This is a genomic window from Halomonas sp. I5-271120 (assembly GCF_030553075.1).
In the GTDB taxonomy this organism is placed as follows: Bacteria; Pseudomonadota; Gammaproteobacteria; order Pseudomonadales; family Halomonadaceae; genus Onishia; species Onishia taeanensis_A.
This window is the reverse complement of record NZ_CP130701.1, coordinates 1,432,866-1,452,212: the sequence shown is the minus strand read 5'-3', so window position 1 is coordinate 1,452,212 and position 19,347 is coordinate 1,432,866. Positions and strand designations below refer to the sequence as shown.

At 65.0% G+C, this 19,347-nt stretch carries 18 protein-coding genes; 6 read left to right on the top strand and 12 right to left on the bottom strand.

Translation table 11 applies throughout. The features are described 5' to 3' along the window. The first annotated feature begins 11 nt into the window (after positions 1-11). From rbfA to pnp, 4 genes are all read left to right on the top strand, one after another. Complete coding sequence (rbfA, locus tag Q2K57_RS06410) at positions 12-452, top strand: 30S ribosome-binding factor RbfA (protein WP_112055910.1); 441 nt, start codon at positions 12-14, stop codon at positions 450-452. Next, positions 452-1,387 (top strand): tRNA pseudouridine(55) synthase TruB, encoded by a 936-nt coding sequence (gene truB / locus Q2K57_RS06405; protein ID WP_112055909.1) that lies wholly within the window; start codon positions 452-454, stop codon positions 1,385-1,387. Before rbfA ends, truB begins: the two co-directional genes overlap by 1 nt. A 107-nt stretch (positions 1,388-1,494) precedes the next feature. Further along, positions 1,495-1,764, top strand: coding sequence for a 30S ribosomal protein S15 (rpsO, locus tag Q2K57_RS06400; protein ID WP_112055908.1), 270 nt, complete (start codon positions 1,495-1,497; stop codon positions 1,762-1,764). Positions 1,765-1,968: 204 nt separating this feature from the next. Beyond that, a complete protein-coding gene (gene pnp, locus Q2K57_RS06395; RefSeq protein ID WP_304526661.1) occupies positions 1,969-4,098 on the top strand; it encodes a polyribonucleotide nucleotidyltransferase in 2,130 nt (709 codons plus the stop codon). Positions 4,099-4,255: 157 nt separating this feature from the next. On the opposite strand, the gene Q2K57_RS06390 is transcribed toward pnp, so the two are convergent. The 11 genes from Q2K57_RS06390 to dksA form a co-directional block, all read right to left on the bottom strand. After that, positions 4,256-5,434 carry an acetyl-CoA C-acetyltransferase gene (locus Q2K57_RS06390; protein WP_112055906.1) on the bottom strand — a complete coding sequence of 393 codons (1,179 nt, stop codon included), beginning with the start codon at positions 5,432-5,434 and terminating at the stop codon, positions 4,256-4,258. A 248-nt stretch (positions 5,435-5,682) separates the two neighbouring features. After that, positions 5,683-6,063 (bottom strand): aspartate 1-decarboxylase, encoded by a 381-nt coding sequence (gene panD, locus Q2K57_RS06385; RefSeq protein ID WP_112055905.1) that lies wholly within the window; start codon positions 6,061-6,063, stop codon positions 5,683-5,685. A 13-nt stretch (positions 6,064-6,076) separates the two neighbouring features. Further along, on the bottom strand, positions 6,077-6,937 hold the full coding sequence (panC, locus tag Q2K57_RS06380; RefSeq protein ID WP_112055904.1) for a pantoate--beta-alanine ligase: 861 nt from the start codon (positions 6,935-6,937) through the stop codon (positions 6,077-6,079). Continuing rightward, positions 6,937-7,728 (bottom strand): 3-methyl-2-oxobutanoate hydroxymethyltransferase, encoded by a 792-nt coding sequence (gene panB, locus Q2K57_RS06375; protein ID WP_112055903.1) that lies wholly within the window; start codon positions 7,726-7,728, stop codon positions 6,937-6,939. Before panB ends, panC begins: the two co-directional genes overlap by 1 nt. Before the next feature lie 139 nt (positions 7,729-7,867). Further along, complete coding sequence (folK, locus tag Q2K57_RS06370; RefSeq protein WP_112055902.1) at positions 7,868-8,359, bottom strand: 2-amino-4-hydroxy-6-hydroxymethyldihydropteridine diphosphokinase; 492 nt, start codon at positions 8,357-8,359, stop codon at positions 7,868-7,870. Between the two features lie 4 nt (positions 8,360-8,363). Beyond that, positions 8,364-9,779, bottom strand: a complete 1,416-nt coding sequence (gene pcnB, locus Q2K57_RS06365) for a polynucleotide adenylyltransferase PcnB (protein WP_112055901.1) — start codon at positions 9,777-9,779, stop codon at positions 8,364-8,366. A gap of 887 nt (positions 9,780-10,666) precedes the next feature. Continuing rightward, entirely contained in the window at positions 10,667-12,049 is a 1,383-nt protein-coding gene (locus Q2K57_RS06360) for a sigma-54 dependent transcriptional regulator (protein ID WP_112055900.1), read from the bottom strand. Beyond that, complete coding sequence (locus Q2K57_RS06355; protein ID WP_304526384.1) at positions 12,027-15,032, bottom strand: ATP-binding protein; 3,006 nt, start codon at positions 15,030-15,032, stop codon at positions 12,027-12,029. The genes Q2K57_RS06360 and Q2K57_RS06355 overlap by 23 nt, the downstream gene beginning before the upstream one ends. After that, the gene (locus Q2K57_RS06350; protein WP_175491668.1) at positions 15,022-15,198 is read right to left on the bottom strand and encodes a hypothetical protein; all 177 of its coding nucleotides are present in this window, start codon (positions 15,196-15,198) and stop codon (positions 15,022-15,024) included. The genes Q2K57_RS06355 and Q2K57_RS06350 overlap by 11 nt, the downstream gene beginning before the upstream one ends. Positions 15,199-15,323: 125 nt before the next feature. Next, on the bottom strand, positions 15,324-16,217 hold the full coding sequence (gluQRS, locus tag Q2K57_RS06345) for a tRNA glutamyl-Q(34) synthetase GluQRS (RefSeq protein WP_304526383.1): 894 nt from the start codon (positions 16,215-16,217) through the stop codon (positions 15,324-15,326). Positions 16,218-16,368: 151 nt separating this feature from the next. Beyond that, on the bottom strand, positions 16,369-16,806 hold the full coding sequence (gene dksA, locus Q2K57_RS06340) for an RNA polymerase-binding protein DksA (protein WP_112055897.1): 438 nt from the start codon (positions 16,804-16,806) through the stop codon (positions 16,369-16,371). 268 nt (positions 16,807-17,074) lie between these two features. Here dksA and Q2K57_RS06335 point away from each other — a divergent pair, with 268 nt between their 5' ends. Next, on the top strand, positions 17,075-18,277 hold the full coding sequence (locus tag Q2K57_RS06335; RefSeq protein WP_304526382.1) for a pyridoxal phosphate-dependent aminotransferase: 1,203 nt from the start codon (positions 17,075-17,077) through the stop codon (positions 18,275-18,277). Next, the gene (gene sfsA / locus Q2K57_RS06330) at positions 18,277-19,065 is read left to right on the top strand and encodes a DNA/RNA nuclease SfsA (protein ID WP_304526381.1); all 789 of its coding nucleotides are present in this window, start codon (positions 18,277-18,279) and stop codon (positions 19,063-19,065) included. The genes Q2K57_RS06335 and sfsA overlap by 1 nt, the downstream gene beginning before the upstream one ends. On the opposite strand, the gene Q2K57_RS06325 is transcribed toward sfsA, so the two are convergent. Next, positions 19,015-19,347, bottom strand: a complete 333-nt coding sequence (locus Q2K57_RS06325) for a Rieske (2Fe-2S) protein (RefSeq protein WP_304526380.1) — start codon at positions 19,345-19,347, stop codon at positions 19,015-19,017. The two genes, sfsA and Q2K57_RS06325, sit on opposite strands and share 51 nt — an antisense overlap.

The following is a 19,347-nucleotide window of genomic DNA, read 5'->3' as shown; positions in this document are numbered from 1 at the left end:
GAGAGCTGGTCATGCGCGAGTTCAAGCGTACCGATCGGGTAGCCGACCAGCTGCAGCAGGAGCTGGCGGTACTCATCCAGCGCGAGGTCAAAGACCCGCGCCTGGGCATGATCACCGTCAGCGGGGTCACGGTCAGCCGTGACCTCGGCTATGCCGACGTCTATGTCACGCTGCTCGGCGAGAATGACGCCGAGCGGGTTAAGGACAACCTCAAGGTGCTCAAGCGCGCCGCAGGCTTCCTGCGCAGTCAGGTCGCCCGTCGCATCAAGCTGCGTCACGTGCCAGAACTGCGCTTTCACTATGATGAGAGCGTGGTGCGTGGCCAGCAGCTGTCTTCGCTGATCGAGGAAGCGGTCGCCAGCGATCGCGCCCAGCATCACGAGGAACAGGACGATGACGGCGATGTCGCCGATAGCCACGGCGATCAGAGCCGCGACGAGGACGGCCGCTGATGGCGCGAAAGCGTCGCGGCCTGCCGGTCGATGGAGTGCTGTTGTTCGACAAGCCCAAGGGCGCGTCGAGCAACCATGTGCTGCAGCGCGTCCGGCGGCTCTATCAGGCCCAGAAAGCCGGACACACCGGCACGCTGGACCCGATGGCCACCGGTCTGCTGCCGATCTGCTTCGGCGAAGCCACCAAGTTCAGCTCCTTCCTGCTCGAGGCCGACAAGGTCTACGAGACCCGGGTGAAGCTGGGCGAGGTGACCGACACCGGCGATGCCGAGGGCGAGATTGTCGAGCGCGCTCCGATACCGGCCTTGAAGGAGGCCGATATCGAGGCTGTGCTTGCCCGTTTTCGCGGCGAGATCGACCAGGTGCCGCCGATGTATTCGGCGCTCAAGCACGAGGGGCGCAAGCTCTATGAGCTGGCCCGGGAAGGCAAGACAATCGAGCGTGCAGTCCGGCGCGTGAGCGTTTATGATAGCCGGCTGCTCGAGGCAGATGCCGAGGGTTTCGAGCTGCGGGTGCAGTGCAGCAAAGGCACCTATATCCGCACGCTTGCCGAGGATATCGGCCAGGCGCTTGGCTGCGGTGGCCACATCACGGCCCTGCGTCGGCTCAAGACCGGCCCCTTCGACGGTGACGGCATGCATACCCTGGACGCTCTGGAGGCATTGGCCGATCAGGACGCCCGGGAAGCCCTGCTGATGCCGATCGATGTGCTGGTGGCGCATCTGCCGGCCCTTGAGGTCGACGACGTGGCGGCCTCCCGGATCCAGCACGGCCAGCAGGCCCGCGTGGATACCGGAGAGCTCGGCGTTGATGACACCGTCAGACTCTATCGTGGCGAGGTCTTTCTGGGCCTGGTCACGGTCAAGGCGGCGGGGGAAATTGCCCCCCGTCGCTTGTTGAATACCGCCGCTGCCCAGTCGGGTGGCGATGCGTAAAGCAACCCGCACCGCGTGGAACCTGCCGCGCGGTGTAGGCGTGGAGACTGCAAATATGCGTGGTCTCCGACATTCATCACCAGGCATATTGCTTACTGGAGAAACAGATGGCACTGACCGCTGAAAAGAAGGCCGAGATCGTCAATGAATTCGGCCGTGTCGAAAATGACACCGGTTCCCCCGAAGTTCAGGTGGCCCTGCTGAGCGCCAACATCGACGGCCTGCAGGATCACTTCAAGACCAACAAGCAGGATCACCACTCCCGTCGTGGCCTGATCCGTATGGTCAACCAGCGTCGTAAGCTGCTCGACTACCTGAAGCGCAAGGACTTCGAGCGCTACCAGTCGCTGATCCAGCGCCTGGGCCTGCGTCGCTAAGCGGCAGCCGGTAGCCAGACAGGGAAGGGTCCACGGATTCTTCCCGAACCCGCGGCAGCGCCGCAGGGTTCTTCGAACAAGCAACCCCACGGGGTTGCTTGTTGTTTTATGGGATCTTGGTAGCCCTTGCCTCGACGACCTCCTAAAATGGTCGACGTGTCAAAAAAGACCCAATGTGAATTCGACAAGTTGAAGGAAGCCGCCGTGAACCCGGTCAAGAAAACATTCCAGTACGGTCGCAGCACCGTGACTCTCGAGACGGGCCGCATCGCCCGTCAGGCCACTGGTGCCGTGCAGGTCACCATGGGCGATACCGTGGTGCTGTGCACCGTGGTGGGCAAGAAGACCCGCAAGCCTGGCCAGGACTTCTTCCCGCTGTCCGTGCACTACCAGGAAAAGACCTATGCCGTGGGCAAGATCCCCGGCGGCTTCTTCAAGCGTGAGGGGCGTCCCACCGAGAAGGAAACCCTCACCTCGCGCCTGATCGATCGTCCGATCCGCCCGCTGTTCCCCAAGGGCTTCATGAACGAAGTCCAGGTCATCTGTAACGTGATGTCCGCCGATCGCAATCAGGACCCGGATATCGCCGCCATGATCGGCACCTCCGCGGCGCTGGCCATTTCCGGCCTGCCGTTCAGCGGCCCGATCGGCGCCGCCCGCGTCGGCTTCGACGAGGAGAAGGGCTACTTCCTCAACCCGACCGTCGAAGAGCTGACCCGCTCAGAACTCAACATGGTTGTCGCCGGTACCGCGAAGGCCGTGCTGATGGTCGAGTCCGAAGCCAAGGAACTGCTCGAAGACGAGATGCTCGGTGCGGTGCTGTTCGCCCACCAGGAGATGCAGGTCGCGATCACTGCGATCAACGAGCTGGTCGCCGAAGCCGGCAAGCCGAAGTGGGACTGGCAGCCGGCTGAAGAGAATGTCGCCCTCAAGGAAGCCCTGGCCAAGGACTTCGAATCCAAGGTCGGCGAAGCCTATCGCATCACCGACAAGATGGCTCGCCAGGATGCCCTGAGTGCTGCCAAAGACGCCGCCATCGAAGCGCTGGCTGGTGAAGAAGAGGGCACTTTCGACGCCGACGAGGTTGCCAAGGCCTTCGCCGCGCTCGAGAAGCGTGTGGTGCGCTCGCGGGTGGTCAAGGGCGAGCCGCGCATCGACGGCCGCGACCTGAAGACCGTGCGTCCGCTGGACATCGAGGTGGGCATGCTGCCCAAGACGCATGGCTCGGCGCTGTTCACCCGCGGCGAGACCCAGGCCATGGTGGTGGCTACCCTCGGCACCCTGCGCGACTCCCAGCTGATCGAATCACTGGAAGGCGAGCGCAAGGATCGCTTCCTGCTGCACTACAACTTCCCCCCGTACTGCGTGGGTGAAGCCGGCTTCATGGGCGGGCCCAAGCGTCGCGAGATCGGTCACGGTCGTCTGGCACGCCGCGGCGTCCAGGCCATGCTGCCCAGCGATGACGACTTCCCCTATACCATCCGCGTGGTCTCCGAGATCACCGAGTCCAACGGCTCCAGCTCCATGGCCTCGGTGTGTGGCACCTCGCTGGCCCTGATGGACGCTGGCGTGCCTCTCAAGGCGCCGGTGGCCGGCATCGCCATGGGCCTGGTCAAGGATGAAGACGGCTTCGCCGTGCTGACCGACATCCTGGGTGACGAGGACCACCTCGGCGACATGGACTTCAAGGTGGCCGGCAGCGCAGAAGGCGTGACCGCCCTGCAGATGGACATCAAGATCGAGGGCATCAACGAGGAGATCATGGAGCAGGCGCTGCAGCAGGCCCATGACGCGCGTCTGACCATCCTCGAGCAGATGAACCAGGTGATCGGTCAGAGCCGCAGCGAAGTGTCCGATAACGCCCCGTCGATGGCCACCATCAAGATCAACCCGGACAAGATCCGCGACGTGATCGGCAAGGGCGGCGCCACCATCCGCAAGATCTGCGACGACACTGGCGCCTCCATCGATCTGGACGACGACGGCACAGTGCGCATCTATGCCGAGGACAAGACGGCCGCCAAGGCAGCGATCGACACGGTGCTCGCGATCACCGCCGAAGCCGAGATCGGCAAGCTCTACAAGGGCAAGGTCGTGCGCATCGCCGACTTCGGCGCCTTCGTCAACATCATGCCGGGCACCGACGGTCTGGTGCACATCTCCCAGATCGTGCCCGAGCGGGTCAACGACGTGCGTGAATTCCTCAACGAAGGGGACGACGTGATCGTCAAGGTGCTGGACATCGACAACCGCAACCGCGTGAAGCTCTCCATCAAGGAGATCACACCGGAAGAGAAGGCCGCCTTCGAGGCCGCCGAGGTAGTCGTCGAGTAAGGTGACCGTCGACTCGGGTGGTTATTGACTAAGAGGGTCGCCGATTAGGCCCTCCTTGGCAGATGCCACAACGACAACGCCCCCGCAGCTTGGCTGCGGGGGCGTTTTTTATGCGCTGGCGACGTTTAGGTCGCAGTGTGGGTCAGGCCTTTTGGGCTCAGCGCTCGATGGCGAGCGCCACCCCCTGCCCGCCGCCGATGCACAGCGTCGCGAGGCCCTTCTTGGCGTCGCGGGCAATCATCTCGTGGACCAAGGTCACCAGCACGCGGCAGCCGGAGGCGCCGATCGGGTGGCCGATGGCGATGGCGCCGCCGTTGACGTTGATCTTGTCGGTATCCCAACCAAGCTCCTTGTTGACCGACAGCGCCTGGGCGGCGAAGGCCTCGTTGGCCTCGATCAGGTCCAGCTCGCCGATGGCCCAGCCCGCCTTGTCGAGGCAGCGACGGGTTGCCGGCGCCGGGCCGATGCCCATGATCGCCGGGTCGACGCCGGCGTTGGCGTAGGCCTTGATGCGAGCCAGCGGTTCGAGCCCCAGCGCCTTGGCCTTCTCGGCGGAGCACAGCATGACCACTGCGGCGCCGTCGTTGATGGAGGAAGCGTTGCCGGCGGTCACGGTGCCGTCCTTCTTGAAGGCCGGGCGCATGCCACCAAGCTTCTCGGCGGTCACACCCGGACGCGGGCCTTCGTCGGTGTCGAAGACCACCGGGTCGCCCTTGCGCTGGGGAATCTCGACCGGGACGATCTGGCTCTTGAACTTGCCGGCCTCGATGGCAGCGGTGGCCTTCTGCTGGGAGGCAGCGGCGAAGGCGTCCATCTCCTCGCGGGTGATGCCGTACTTCTCGGCCAAATTCTCGGCAGTGATGCCCATGTGATAGTCGTTGAAGGCATCCCACAGGCCGTCATGGACCATGGTATCGATGGCCTTCCAGTCGCCCATGCGCTGGCCGGTGCGTGAGTGCGGCAGCACGTGGGGCGACGCGGACATGTTTTCCTGGCCGCCGGCGAGGATCAGCTCGGCGTCGCCACAGCGGATCGCCTGCGTCGCCAGATGCAGCGCCTTGAGGCCGGAGCCGCAGACCTTGTTGATGGTCATGGCCGGTACGCCGTCGGGCAGGCCGGCCTTGATGGCGGCCTGGCGCGCCGGGTTCTGGCCGACACCGGCGGTCAGGACCTGGCCGAGCAGTACTTCGTCGACCTGATCACCCGCGACGCCGGTCTGCTTGAGGATATCCTTGATGACCAAGGCACCCAGCTCGCTTGCAGGAATGTCGGCGAGCGAACCACCGAAGGTGCCAACGGCAGTGCGGCGGGCCGCGACAATCACCACGTCTTGCATAAAGAGACTCCTCGAAAAGGGCTAGTGACCTTTAAGCATAGGAGAGTCTTGTGCGCCGCGACAATGGCTAATCGCTTAAATGGTACCAAAGAGCAAGTCGAGAAGAGGAGGTGAGCGACCTCGCGGATGGCGGGCGCAGCGGCCGGCGAGAGGAGAAAGGTGCCGGCCGCGCGCGAGGTGCTTGGTGAGCGAGTTGTTTACTGTTAGCTACCAGGCGCTATGTTTCAGGTTAAGGTTCAGACTTAGACTCAGGCCAGCTGGACGGGAATGGCATGGCTGGTGTGGCTGACGTCGTTGCCTTCCTGCAGATAGACCAGGGCCGGCTGGTGCTGCTCCACTTCGCGATCATCGTAATGGGCATAGCTGCAGATGATCACACGGTCACCGACGCTTGCGAGGTGGGCCGCAGCACCGTTCACCGAGATTACCTTGGAGCCTTCCTCGGCGCGGATGGCGTAGGTGGTGAAGCGCTGGCCGCCCTCGACGTTATAGATCTGGATCTGCTCGTTTTCGCGAATGCCGGCCATGTCGAGCAGCTCGCCGTCGATGGCGCAGGAGCCTTCATAGTTGAGCACGGCGTGGGTGACGCGGGCCATGTGCAGCTTGGCCTTGAGCATGATGGTGTACATCGGATTGGCTTCCTTATCCGTCGCGATGCGACAGGCTAACGGTCAGGTTGTCGATCAGGCGGGCCGGCCCCAACTGGGCCGCGGCGAGAATCACTGCGTCTCGGGTGTCGGCGTCAACCTCGCCGAGATCGTCGGCGCGGCGCAGCGCCAGATAGTCGGGCACGAACCCGCGCGTGATCAGGCGTTCATGGGCGGCGGCGAAGGCATCGGCCACTGAGGCGCCGGCGATGATCGCTTCGCGCAGCTCGCAAAGAGTGAGGTGAAGGCCGGGAGCCCGGGTGCGCTCCTCTTCGCTCAGATAGCCGTTGCGCGATGAAAGCGCCAGGCCATCGGCCGCGCGCACGATCGGCACGCCGACGATCTCGATGGGAAAGTGCAGGTCGTGAGTCAGCTGGCGAATCACCGCCAGCTGCTGATAGTCCTTCTCGCCGAAGCAGGCAAGGTCCGGCTGCACCAGGTTGAAGAGCAGGCTGACCACGGTGGCTACGCCGTCGAAGTGACCCGGTCGCGAGCCGCCGCACAGCCCCTCGCTGACCCCGGCGACGCGGACTCGGGTCTGCACGCCGAGGCCCTGGGGGTAGAGCTCGCGGGTCGACGGCGCGAACAGCAGGTCGCAGCCGGCGTCGGCGAGCCCGGCCTGATCCTCGGCGAGGGTGCGCGGGTAGGCGTCCAGATCCTCGTCGGGGCCGAACTGCAGGGGGTTGACGAAGATCGTGGCTACGACCAGGTCGGCGCGCGCCCGCGCCTCGGCGACCAGTGCCAGGTGGCCCGCATGCAGGTTGCCCATGGTCGGCACCAGGGCGATGCGTTGCCCTGCGCGCCTGGGGCCGGCCAGCGCCTCACGCAGCGCCTGGACGTGATGCAGGGTGTCCATCAGAAGCTGTGCTCCTCGGCCGGAAAGCGGCGTGCCTTGACGGCGTCGTGATAGCGGCGGAAGGCGTCCTGGATGTCCTCGGCCTCGGTCATGAAGTTCTTGACGAAGCGCGGCGTACGGCCATGGGTGATGCCCAGCACGTCGTGCATGACGAGAATCTGGCCATCGACGTCGGGACCCGCGCCAATGCCGATCACCGGCACCTCCAGCGCATCGCGCACCGCGCGGCCGAGGCTTGCCGGCACGCATTCGAGCAGGATCACCGAGGCGCCGGCGTCTTGCAGTGCCTTGGCGTCATGGAGAATCTGTTCGGCGCGCTCGGTGTCACGGCCCTGTACCTTGTAGCCGCCCAGCTGATGCACCGACTGCGGTGTGAGGCCCAGGTGTGCGCACACCGGCACGCCGCGTCGGGTGAGTTCACGGATGCCGTCGGCCATCCAGGCCTCGCCCTCGACCTTGATCAGCTCAGCGCCCGCGCGCATCAGTGCGCCGGCATCGTCAAGCAGCTTCGGCAGGCTTGCGTTGCTCATGAAGGGCAGGTCGACCATCAGCAGGCTGGCACCCTTGCCGCGGACCGCGCAGCGGGTGTGATAGCAGATGTCGTCGAGGGTGACCGGCAGGGTGCTGTTGTGGCCCTGCAGCACCATGCCCAGGGAATCACCGACCAGCAGCACCTCGATCCCGGCGTCGCTGGCGGCGCGGGCAAAGGAGGCGTCGTAGGCGGTCAGGCAGCTGAAGGTCTCCCCCGCCCGCTTGTGGGCCGAAAGCGTGCTCAAGGTGACGGTTTTCATAGTATTGCGGTCTCGTCGATAGCGTCGTGGGATCGCGTTGAAGGCACGCGGTCGCCTGGCTGGCGTCGGGGCTGGAGCCATCAAAGTGTTACCCCGTCAGCCCTTGGAAGTGTGGAATGGTAACAAAAGTCGGGCAACTCTACCTTTGGGGTAACAGTGCCCGCAAGTCGTCAGCGTCCTGCCAGGCGGGGAGCACTGCCAGAGAACCCAGGCCCGGCAGCTCGAGGGTCGGTGCCAATTCGTGAAGAGGCACCACCACGAAGGCGCGATTGGCAATCTCGGGATGCGGCAGGCGCAGGCGTGGGTGGTCCAGGCACTGATCGTTGTACAGCAGCAGGTCGAGATCCAGGGTGCGCGGCCCCCAGTGGCGACGTCGCACTCTGGCGTGGCGCTGTTCGAGGGCCTGCAACTGATCGAGTAACGCGAGAGGCGACAGCCGGGTCTCGATGAGGGCCACGGCATTGATGAAGTCGGGTTGGTCCTGGGGACCCACCGGACGACTCGCGTAACAGGATGACGCGGCTATCAGGTGGGTCAGCTTCAGGCCGTCGAGCTCACGAAGCGCCCGCTCGATGTGATCGCGCGGGCCGTCGAGGTTGCTGCCAAGGCCGATATAGGCGTGCGACAGCATGCGCTCAGTCCTGCTGGTCCGACGTTGAAGGTGCCGCGCTGCGCCGACGCCTGCGCGGACGGCGCTTGCGCTTCTTGCCGCCACCGCTGCCGGCGGGGTCGCTGCCTAGCTTCTGCAGCAGGCGGCGCTGTTCGTGTTCGTCGGCGTCCTGGAAGGCAGTCCACCAGGTGCCCAGGCCGGGCTCGATCTCACCGGCTTCTTCGCGCAGTAGCAGGAAGTCGTAGGCGGCGCGGAAGCGCGGGTGCTCAAGAGTCTGGAAGGCCCGCTTGCCGTGGCGCTTGGGTAGATGCATCTGCAGATCCCAGATTTCGCGCATCGGGATGCTGAAACGCTTGGGGATCGAGACATGCTTGAGCTGACGGCCCACCACCTGCTGGGCGGCGCTATGCAGTGCCGGTACCTCTGGCATGCCGTCGTCGATCAGCGTCTGGTGGCGAAGCGTCACGGCTGGCCACAGCAGGGCGCCGATCAGGAAGGCCGGTGTCACCGGCCGGTCACGGCGGATGCGATCATCGGTGTTCGCAAGCGCCCGCTCCATCAGCTGCTCGGCCCAGGGCAGGGCTTCAAGTGCCTCGTCGGCTTCCGGGAAGAGCATCGGGAAGAGACCGTGGTGGCGCAGCGCACGGAAGGTGTCCAGGGCGTGACCTGCCAGGAACAGCTTGAGGATCTCGTCGAACAGCCGGGCCGGCGGGATCTGCAGCAGCAGCGGCGCCAGCTCGCGGATCGGCGCCTCGGTGGCGGCATCCATGTCGAAGTCGAGCTTGGCGGCGAAGCGCACTGCGCGCAGCATGCGCACCGGGTCTTCGCGGTAGCGGGTCGCCGGGTCGCCGATCAGGCGCAGCGTGCGCGCTTCGATGTCGCGCACGCCGTTCGCCCAGTCATGGATCGAGAAGTCGGCAATGTTGTAGTAGAGCGCATTGACCGTGAAGTCCCGGCGCAGCGCGTCTTCCTCGACATTGCCCCAGACGTTGTCACGCAGCAGCAGGCCGTCCTGGGACTGCTGTGACTGCTGGCCGCCATGATCGTCGCCAGGGCGTCCGCGGAAGGTGGTGACCTCGATCACCTCGCGGCCGAAGCGCACATGCACGATGCGAAAGCGCCGCCCGATGATGCGCGAATTGCGGAACAGATCGCGCAGCTCTTCGGGGGTCGCATCGGTGGCGACGTCGAAGTCCTTGGGCGTCTTGCCGAGCAGAGAATCCCGGATGCTGCCGCCGACCAGGTACGCCTCGAAGCCTGCATTGTGCAAGCGATAGAGAACCTTCAGCGCGGCATCGGAGAAGAGCTTGCGGGAAACGTCGTGGTTATCGCGGGGAATCACGCGCAGCGCGGGTGTCTGACCGGCAGCATCCTGAGGGCTGAAAAGCGACTTCAAGCGCTCACCGGGAGCTTGTAGAAAGCGGGTAAATCCTTTGAACATGCAGCGAAATCGACTCGCTAAGGCAAAACCCAAGTGTAGCCGACCACCGACACCTTGGGAACCATTGCCTGGTTTAGGGAACGGGTTGGTGCAAAAAATGTCTAGGTGGCCATGGCCGCCAGACGCAGAAAGGGGAGGCCAGTTGGCCTCCCCTGTAAGCATGAAATCAGCATCCCTGCTGTTGGTTTTTCTTCGTGATGGCGCATCGCCTTGAATACGCACCACAGTCACCAAAGCTGGTTCAGGCAAGCAAGATTCTTGTTGTTGTCGACCTTCCTGATGGCGACCGTCTCGTATTCAAAACAATAGTCCAACCACGACGGCAGAGAATTTGCCTACCTCCGGTGTGTTGTTGTTGTTACCGGAGGTGCATCGCGTGAGGGCTTGTTGTTGTTATGCCCTGTCGGGATGCGTTTCGTCCTGGTCAGCTTTCCGGACCCTCGACCGCAATTATTGTTGTGGTGGTCGAGCCGCACCGGCATGACTTGTCATTGTTCTTGTGAACGTCATTGCCATCATGGGTGCTGTGTCACGCCGTCAGCATTGTTGTTGTTGGGCTGTTGGCGGTGTCTGAAGCCTCGCCGTTGTTGTTATTAGCGCGAGTGCTCAGTGACGTCCGGCTGTTGTTTTTCTTGCCTTAAACATTGCACTGCTCATGCCATGTCTAAGAAAAATTATGTAAATCAATTTGTTATATTTTTTCGAATCAGTTCCGTCTGATATGCACATCGATTGTGTTACCCCCTGATGCCGCATACTGGGGCATTTCTTGTGTGGGATGGTAACAACTGGTGCAGAGATGGCTGCCATGATGAGGAAAAGCGCCTGCGAATGGAACTCGCAGGCGCTTAGACCATGGTCGTGTGGGTGGGGAAGCGCAGACCTGATCAGGCCTGCCGGCTGCGGGCGCTGCGCTTTCGGGGTATGCCCAGGCGCTGCCGGCGCTCCCACAGGCATTTGCGGCTGATGCCGAGCTTTTGGGCCAGTTCGGTCTCGCTCATCTCTTCCTGATGTTCGAGCACGAAGTGCTGGAAGTAGTCCTCCAGCGACAGGTCTTCCTCGCTGAGGTCCTCAGGTGTAGCCACGTCATCTTTCGATGCCGCGGGGCTCACGGTGGGCCGAGCCGAGGCTGACACGGGCCGCAGCCCCAGGTCATCGGGATGGATCAGGTGGCCTTCGGCGAGGATCACGCCCCGCTCGAGGGCGTTCTCGAGCTCACGGACATTGCCGGGCCAGAGGTAGTCGCGGATCTCGCGGCGTGCGCTGCGCGATAGCTTGAGCCCCTGGCGGTCATGGCGGCGGCAGGCGGCTTCGAGCAACACGTCGGTGATGGTCAGGATATCGTCTTCGCGCTCGCGCAGCGGCGGCAGGTCGATTTGCATCACGTTGAGGCGATAGTAAAGATCGAGGCGAAACTCGCCGGTCTTCGACAGTGCCTGCAGGTCGCGGTGGGTGGCGGCGATCAGGCGCACATCGACATGACGGGTTTCCACCGAGCCGATCTTGCGGATCTCGCCCTCCTGCAGCACGCGCAGCAGCCGGGCCTGGGCATCCAGCGGCAGCTCGCCGATCTCATCCAGAAACAGGGTGCCGCCGTCGGCGGCCTCGACCAGACCGGTGCGGGCAGCGCTGGCACCGGTGAAGGCTCCCTTCTCGTGGCCGAACAGTTCGGATTCGATCAGCGTCTCGGGAATCGCCGCGCAGTTGACGCAGATCAGCGGTGCCTTGATGCGCTTGCTCTGGCGGTGAATGGCGCGGGCCACCAGTTCCTTGCCGGTGCCCGACTCTCCCTGGATCAGCACCGTGACGTCCGCCGGAGCGGTCTTGCGGATCCGGGTATAGACCACCTGCATGGCCGGGCAGTCGCCGATCATCGTCTGAGGCGCGGCCTCGCTGGCTGTGTCAGGCGCAGGGGGCTCGCCGCCATGCTCGCGCAGTGCCCGGTCTACCGTCTCGAGTAGCTCGGCATGGTCGAAGGGTTTGGCGACGTAGTCGACCGCGCCTTGTTTCAGGGCATCGACGGCCGAGCGCATGCTGGCGTAGCTGGTCATGATCAGCACCGGCACCGGTGCTGCGCGCTCGATCATCGCGGTGCCGGGTTCACCGGGCAGGCGCAGGTCGCTGATCACCAGGGAAAAACGCTGGGGGTCTAGCGTTTCGGCCTCGGCTACCGAAGCGGCTTCGCTGACCTCGTGGCCATGGCGCTCCAGCAGCCGCTTCAGGGCGCTGCGGATGATGCTTTCGTCTTCAACGATCAGAATCCGGCTCATGGGGGAGCTCGTTGTCCTCTTTGCTCAGTGGTGGCCTGCTGACAGGTAGCCACATGACGATGCGGGTGCCGCTTTCGCGCCCGGTGGGAGGCGATTCTATATGGATCCGTCCCTGGTGGTCGGCCAGGATGCCATAGACCAGTGCGAGGCCCAGGCCGGTGCCCTCGCCGGGCGCCTTGGTGGTGGTGAAGGGCTCGAAAAGATGATCGCGGACCCTGGCATCGATGCCCGTGCCGGCATCGGTCACGCTCCATTCTATGCCATTACGGCCCTCGCCATCTGCAAGACGCCGGGCATCGATCTCTATCGCGCCGTTGGTGGGGCTGGCATCGCGGGCGTTGCCCAGCAGGTTGATCATCACCTGGACCATACGCTGGGCATCAGCCTCCAGCTCTAGGTCAGCGGGGCAATGATTGTGATAGACCACATCCTGACCCGTGCGTGCCAACTGGATCAAGTGAAGCGCCTCATTGGTGAGTTCGCGGGGGTTGACCGTGGCATAGCGCCCGGCGCTCTCCTGATGGCCGCCGTGGGCGAAGCCGACCAACGAGCCGACGATGCGCGAGACGCGCTCGGTGAGGGTCTGGATCTGGTCGGCGGTCTCCAGCAGCGCGGGGTCATCGGTGTCGTAGCGCAGGTTCTGGGCCAGCGAAGAGATGCCGGTGATGGGATTGCCGATTTCATGGGCGACTCCGGCGGCCAGTTGGCCGATCGAGGCCAGCCGGGCGGCGTGCACCAGCTCGTCCTCGAGCCACTTCATCTCGCTGTGATCCTCGACCAGAATCACCCGGCCGCCATAGGGGTCGTCCTCGGCATCCAGCGTGGCCTGGTGCAGGCTCAGGTAGCGCGTGGTGCCGGAAAGCGTCACCGGCTGCTTGTAGAGATGACGCTGGCCGTTGCTGAGCAGGCGCCCGAGTAGCTCGCCCCAGGGCTCAGGCAGGCTATCTCGGCGGGCGCCGACGACGTGCTCGCCGTCGATGCCGGAGAGCGCGGTCAGGGCGTCGTTCCACATCAGCAGTTCATCGTCGTCGCCGAAGGCGCACAGGCCGATGGGGAGCTGGGTGAGGGTGCGGCGATGGTAGCGACGCAGGCCGTCGAGCTCTCGGGCGAGGCCGGTGAGTCGCGAGCGATAGGCTTCCAGGCGGCTTTCGACGAAGTGAATGTCGTCAACCGCCTCTTTTTCTAGTCCTGCTCCGTCGCGACGATAGGGCAGGCAACGATCAACGATGTCCTGGGCCACCGACGGGCCCATCAGCCCCGAAAGATTGGCCTGGATACGATCACGCAGCCGGCGCAGGGCATAGGGGCGCCGATCCCAGGACGTCAGCTCTAGTGCCGCCAGGGCGCGTTCGACCTCGCGCTCGGCGACGTCGGCCCCCAGCGCCGGGGCGAGATGATGCTTGAAGTCTTCGCCGTGGGTGACGGTCAGCGCCAGGCGCTTGGGGCGAATCACCGGGTCCGCCGCGCAGGCCTCGGCGGCGGTTCGTTCGCCTGCCGAGGTGCGAGTCAGCAGCGAGACGAGAATCAGGATCAGACCGTTGGCGGTCAGCGCCACCAGCGTCACGGCGTACCAGGCGGGCGCGCTCGACAGGCTCTCCAGGCCGGGCGGCACCAGCACCCAGGGCGACAGACCAGTGACCAGCGGCAGCCACAGGCCCACCATCCACAGGCCCGTACCCACCAGCAGCCCACTGACCATGCCCTTGCGGTTGGCGCCGGGCCAGTAGAGCAGTGCCAACAACCCCGGCAGGCATTGGGCCATGCCGGAGAAGGAGGCGATTCCGAGGGTCGTCAGGTCATGGGCAAGCCCCAGGGTGCGATAGTAGAGCCAGCCTGAGAGAATCACCGCCACCACCAGCGCCCGCCGCAGCCAGCGCAGCCAGCGGTACAGATCGCCTCGGTGATCCGGCGGGTGGGCGACCAGCACCAGGTGATTGAGGATCATCCCCGACAGGGCCATGGCAATGATGATCAGGGTGCCGCTGGCCGCGGCGAGGCCGGCCAGGAAGACCAGCGCATCTACCCACGGCGAGGCGGACAGGGCGAAGGCCAGATAGGCGCTCTCAAGCCCCGGCGGGGCGATACCCACGCGCTGGGCGCCCCACAGGATTAGCGGCACCGGCAGGGCCATCAGCAATAGATAAAGCGGCAGACTCCAGCCGGCCTGCAGCAGCGCACGCGGGGACAGGCGCTCGGCGAAGGTCAGGTGGAACATGTGCGGCATCAGAAAGGCGGCGGCGAAGAACAGCAGCAGCAGGGTGCGCCACTGCCCCGAATCTAGCTCGCTGACGCCGGCCTGATGGACAAGCCCCGGGCCTTCGAGCCAGGCCTGCAGGTCGCTCGGGCCATCGAAGATGCCGAACAGGGCGAAGGCCCCCAGCGCCAGCATGGCGGCGAGCTTGACCAGCGACTCCACGGCGATGACGGCAAGCAGGGTGTCTTGATGGGCGTTGAGGTGAGTGTGACGCGCGCCAAAGAGCACCGCGAACAAGGCGATCACCAGGCAGAACCCTAGCGCGGCAAGCGCCGGCGACGCTGTGCCGGTGAGCTGCTGGATTGCCTGGCCCAGGGTCTGCACCTGCAGTGCCAGCAGCGGCAGCACCGCCATGGCGCTGATCACGGTGATCAGGGTGCCGACCCAGCGCGAGCGGAAGCGGAAGGCGAACAGGTCGGCCAGTGACGCCAACTGGTAGGTGCGGGTCAGGCGTTGGATCGGCAGCAGCAGCACCGGTGCCAGCAGGACGGCACCGGCGGCCCCCAGATAGTAGGCCAGATAGCCATAGCCGACCCGGCCGGCCAGTTCCACGCTGCCGTACACCGCCCAGGCGCTGGCATAGACGCCAAGCGCCAGGGTATAGACCGCCGGGTGGTGCACGAGACGCGAGGGAACCCAGCGCCGTTCCACTGCCAGGGCACACAGGAAAAGTAGCGCAAGATAGCCACCGCCTACCAGCAGCAAGGGAGACAGGCCTTCAGCGTTCATCGAGGGCCCTCTTTTGTTCGAGCCACAGCGACAGCGCGATCAGTACGCCCCAGATAACGAAGGGGCGATACCAGGCGCTATCGGGGCTGGCCCAGCCATTCATCAGCACCGGTGAGAGCAGGTAGCCGACGAAGACCAGCAACAGCATGATGCGATAGACGTACATGGGCCTCTCCTCGTAGTTGACGCCCGTGGCGCGAGCAAGGCTTACCAAGCCTTTTACGCCAGGCGGCCTGGCTTTCTAAGGGGCCGGGCAACTGGCGTTACCTACCGTCAGTGAAACATCCTGGGTTATGCATCGGGCCAGTCCGGGGCAACGAGGACGTCATCTGTGGTCAGACGCGCCGGTTCCCAGGCGGCGATGGCGGCGGCCAGCTGGTCTTCGACCGGAGCGGTGGAAAGGGCGGAGTCGGGCGCCTGTTCGAGCGCCGTCAGGGCCTGATGCACCAGCGGACGGACGCGTTCGTCTTCGGGCAGCGGCCGGGCCAGGTTCTGCTTGGAGAGCTTTTGGCCGTCGTCGCCGATCACCAGCGGCAGGTGCAGGTAGCGGGGCTCAGGCAGCCCCAAGGCAGCCTGCAGCTGGCGTTGCCAGGGCGTGTTGTCGAGCAGGTCGACGCCGCGCACCACATCACTGATGGCCTGGTCGGCATCGTCGACCACCACCGCCAACTGATAGGCCCAGAGGGCATCCTTGCGTTTGAGCACCACGTCGCCGAGGTCGGCCGGGTCCAGGCACTGTCGGCCATAGAGCCGGTCGTGCCAGACCACCGGGCGCAGCCCAAGGTCGCTGCGCAGCCGCCAGGCAAGGGGCGCCTCGGGAACGCAGGGACCATCGCGGCACCAGCCGGGATAGATGGGGTAATCTCGCCACTGCTTGCGCGAGCAGCTGCAGGGATAGGCGAGCCCCGCGTCTGCGAGCCGTTCCAGAGCCGCCGCGTAAGCCTCGCCGTGCGTTTGCTGGTAGCGCACCGGGCCGTCCCAGTGAAGGCCGAAGGCCTCGAGCTGGCGCAGGATGGTATCGCTCGCGCCTTTTGGGCAGCGCGGCGGGTCGATGTCTTCGATGCGCACCTCCCAGCTGCCACCTGCCTGACGGGCATCCAGGTAGCTGCCCAGCGCCGCGACCAGCGACCCGAAATGCAGGGGGCCGGAGGGGGTAGGGGCGAAGCGTCCGCGGTAGTCGTTCATGGCAGGGGCTCGTCTGGGCTCATCGGGATAAGTGGCAAGGGAGCTGGGAAGCGGGCGCTGAAGCAGGGCCGCTGGATACGCCGACGGGCACCCGAGGGTGCCCGTCGAAGATGGCCAAGGTGGCCGCGCAGGCCTGGCGGGCAAGCAAAGATCAGCCGCCGAGCTGCTTTTCCTTGAGTTCGGCCAGGGTCTTGCAGTCGACGCACTGAGTGGCCGTGGGACGCGCTTCGAGGCGGCGAATGCCGATCTCGACGCCGCAGGCCTCGCAGAAGCCGTAGTCGTCCTCGTCGATCTTATCGATGGTCTCGTTGATCTTCTTGAGCAGTTTGCGCTCGCGATCCCGAGTGCGCAGTTCCAGGTTGAAGCCTTCTTCCTGGGTGGCGCGGTCTGCCGGATCGGCGTAGTTGTTGGCGTCTTCCTGCAGGTGACGCACGGTGCGATCCACTTCTTCCATCAAATCCTTTTTCCAGTCGAGCAGGATCTGCCGGAAGTGCGCTAGCTGCTTGTCGTTCATATACTCTTCACCCGGCGCCGGCTCGTACGGGGTGAATCGCTTGAGAGCTTCCGGGGTTTGTGCTGCTGCTGGCATGTGGCTGCCTCATTACTCGAGTGACTGGGGCCGATACCCGTTCGAAGGGTGCTATCCATCGCGGGCCCAAAACCCAGTGTATTTAGCGAAAAAAAGCTGCGAACGCAACCGTTGTGACACCTTCTTTGCTGTAGAGGCGCTGCGTTAACCGGTTACCATACCGTATTGACCGTGCCGTCTGCTGGTGGTGCCCGGGGTTTCTCGCCAGCGGTCGCTTATTTTTGCCACTCATCTTGGCCGCTGATGGGGTCACTACAGGGAGTCGCCTATGTCGTTCAGTGATGGGTCGTTCAGTGCCAGGCTGGATCGGGTTCAGCCGTTTCGGGTGATGAGCCTGCTCGAGGTTGCCCAGGCTCGCGAGGCGGCGGGCCACGACGTGATTCATCTGGAAATCGGCGAGCCCGATTTTCCGACGCCGGCGCCGGTGATCGCTGCCGGCCAGCAGGCGCTGGCGGCGGGCCATACCCGGTATACTCCCGCCGCCGGGCTGCCGGCGCTGCGCGAGGCCATCGCCGGCCACTACGCCGAGCACTTCGGTGCCCGGGTCGATCCCGCGAGGATCATCGTCACTCCGGGGGCCTCCGGGGCCCTGCTGCTGGCCAGTCAGCTGCTGGTGCAACGCGGCGATCGGGTGTTGATGGCCGATCCGACCTATCCCTGCAACCGCCATTTCATGGCACTGGCCGAGGCTGAACTCGATACCGTGACGGTGGGCCCGGAAAGCGGCTGGCAGCTGGATGCCGCGCTGATCGAGCGTCACTGGCGCGATGAGACCCGGCTCGCGATGCTGGCCACGCCCTCCAACCCTACCGGGCATACCCTGGATGCCGGCCAGATCGCCGCGGTGGCCGAGACCGTGGCCGCGCGTCAGGGGGCGCTACTGGTCGACGAGATCTATCAGGGCCTTACCTATGACGTGGCGCCGGTGTCGGCGACCGCCGTGGCGCCCGAGGCTTATGTGGTCAACAGTTTCTCGAAGTATTTCGGTATGACCGGCTGGCGCCTCGGCTGGCTGGTGGCGCCTGAGGAAGCCGTGGAGCCGCTGACGCGACTTGCCCAGAATGTCTTTCTCGCCGCGCCGACGCCCTCCCAGCATGCCGCTCTGGCCGCCTTTACGCCGGAATGCCGTGACGAGCTGGAGCGCCGCCGTCGCGAGCTGCATCGCCGCCGCGATGCGCTGCTCGAGGGGCTTGCCGGCCTGGGGCTTTCGCCCTCGCTGCCGCCTCAGGGCGCCTTCTATCTGTGGCTCGATATCAGCCGCTACAGCCAGGACAGCCTGGCCTTCTGCCGCCGTCTGCTGGAGGAGGAGAACGTCGCCATCACCCCGGGTATCGACTTCGCAGTGACCGGCGGCGAGCACCATGTGCGCATCGCCTTTACCGCCGAGATTTCGCGTCTCGAAGAGGCCGTGGCGCGCCTCGGGCGCTTCCTGGCTCGTCAGTCTGGCCCGTCGGTTATGGAGAGGCCCTGATGGACTATCCCCGCCTGGTGCCCGGCATCCTGATCCGCCGCTACAAGCGCTTTCTCGCCGATGTGCGTCTCGACGACGGTCGCGAAGTGGTGGCGCACTGCCCGAACACCGGCTCGATGCGTGCGGTGAACGTGCCCGGGGCCCGGGTCTGGCTGTCGCCGAGCGACAACCCCAAGCGCAAGCTGAGCTGGACCTGGGAGTTGATCGCGCTGCCACAGCCGGGTGGCGGCACGGCACTGGCCTCGGTGCACACCGGGCGCACCAATGCGATCGTCGAAGAAGCGCTGCGCGCGGGGAGCGTCGCGCCGCTGGCGGGCTACGCCGAACTGACACGCGAGGTGCGCGTCGAGGGCGCGCGGCTCGATTTCCGCCTAGCCGAGCCTAGTGCGGATGACGGTAGCGCGGCCTACGTCGAGGCTTATGTTGAAGTTAAGCAGGTCACCCTGAGGGAACCCGACGGCCACGGCTATTTTCCGGACGCCGTCAGCGAGCGTGGTCGTCGTCATCTCGAGGTGCTGAGCCGTTTGGCTTCTGAGGGCCAGCGTGCGGTGCTGCTGTTCTGCGTGGCGCATACCGGGATCGAGGACGTCGCCCCGGCGGCGCACATAGACCCGGCCTATGCTCGGGCGCTTGGCGAGGCTGTTGCCGCGGGCGTCGAGGTGCTGGCCTATGGCTGTGAGATCGACTGGCAGGAGGGTGCGCCGGTTGGCATACGGCTGAGGCGGCCCTTGCCGGTGTTACTCACTCGCCAGGTAGATACTGCCCTGGTCGTCGACGCTGAGCGCTAGCGGCTCCAGCGATTCGTACTGGCAGGGGCCGGCCACGCACTCGCCGTTCTCAGGCAAAAATAGGGCGCCATGGTGGGCGCATTGAATCAGTTCACCGCCATCAGCAAGGAAACGATTCGCGTCGATATCGAGCCGGCTGTCGCGGTGCGGGCAGCGGTTTTCATAGCCATACAGTCGGCCGTGCACCCGTACCAGCAAGCCCGCACGGCCATCGGGGAGGGTGATGGCGAGGCCGCCGGTGGCGTCGAGGTCTGCGAGGTGGGCAAGAAGGGGGCCGCGCAT

Excerpts from the sequence above, each read along its gene's own strand:
- rbfA (WP_112055910.1), top strand. The coding sequence starts at position 12 with ATGCGCGAGTTCAAGCGTACCGATCGGGTAGCCGACCAGCTGCAGCAG.
- truB (WP_112055909.1), top strand. The coding sequence starts at position 452 with ATGGCGCGAAAGCGTCGCGGCCTGCCGGTCGATGGAGTGCTGTTGTTC.
- rpsO (WP_112055908.1), top strand. The coding sequence starts at position 1,495 with ATGGCACTGACCGCTGAAAAGAAGGCCGAGATCGTCAATGAATTCGGC.
- Q2K57_RS06390 (WP_112055906.1), bottom strand. The coding sequence starts at position 5,434 with ATGCAAGACGTGGTGATTGTCGCGGCCCGCCGCACTGCCGTTGGCACC.
- panD (WP_112055905.1), bottom strand. The coding sequence starts at position 6,063 with ATGTACACCATCATGCTCAAGGCCAAGCTGCACATGGCCCGCGTCACC.
- panC (WP_112055904.1), bottom strand. The coding sequence starts at position 6,937 with ATGGACACCCTGCATCACGTCCAGGCGCTGCGTGAGGCGCTGGCCGGC.
- panB (WP_112055903.1), bottom strand. The coding sequence starts at position 7,728 with ATGAAAACCGTCACCTTGAGCACGCTTTCGGCCCACAAGCGGGCGGGG.
- folK (WP_112055902.1), bottom strand. The coding sequence starts at position 8,359 with ATGCTGTCGCACGCCTATATCGGCCTTGGCAGCAACCTCGACGGCCCG.
- pcnB (WP_112055901.1), bottom strand. The coding sequence starts at position 9,779 with ATGTTCAAAGGATTTACCCGCTTTCTACAAGCTCCCGGTGAGCGCTTG.
- Q2K57_RS06360 (WP_112055900.1), bottom strand. The coding sequence starts at position 12,049 with ATGAGCCGGATTCTGATCGTTGAAGACGAAAGCATCATCCGCAGCGCC.
- Q2K57_RS06355 (WP_304526384.1), bottom strand. The coding sequence starts at position 15,032 with ATGAACGCTGAAGGCCTGTCTCCCTTGCTGCTGGTAGGCGGTGGCTAT.
- Q2K57_RS06350 (WP_175491668.1), bottom strand. The coding sequence starts at position 15,198 with ATGTACGTCTATCGCATCATGCTGTTGCTGGTCTTCGTCGGCTACCTG.
- gluQRS (WP_304526383.1), bottom strand. The coding sequence starts at position 16,217 with ATGAACGACTACCGCGGACGCTTCGCCCCTACCCCCTCCGGCCCCCTG.
- dksA (WP_112055897.1), bottom strand. The coding sequence starts at position 16,806 with ATGCCAGCAGCAGCACAAACCCCGGAAGCTCTCAAGCGATTCACCCCG.
- Q2K57_RS06335 (WP_304526382.1), top strand. The coding sequence starts at position 17,075 with ATGTCGTTCAGTGATGGGTCGTTCAGTGCCAGGCTGGATCGGGTTCAG.
- sfsA (WP_304526381.1), top strand. The coding sequence starts at position 18,277 with ATGGACTATCCCCGCCTGGTGCCCGGCATCCTGATCCGCCGCTACAAG.
- Q2K57_RS06325 (WP_304526380.1), bottom strand. The coding sequence starts at position 19,347 with ATGCGCGGCCCCCTTCTTGCCCACCTCGCAGACCTCGACGCCACCGGC.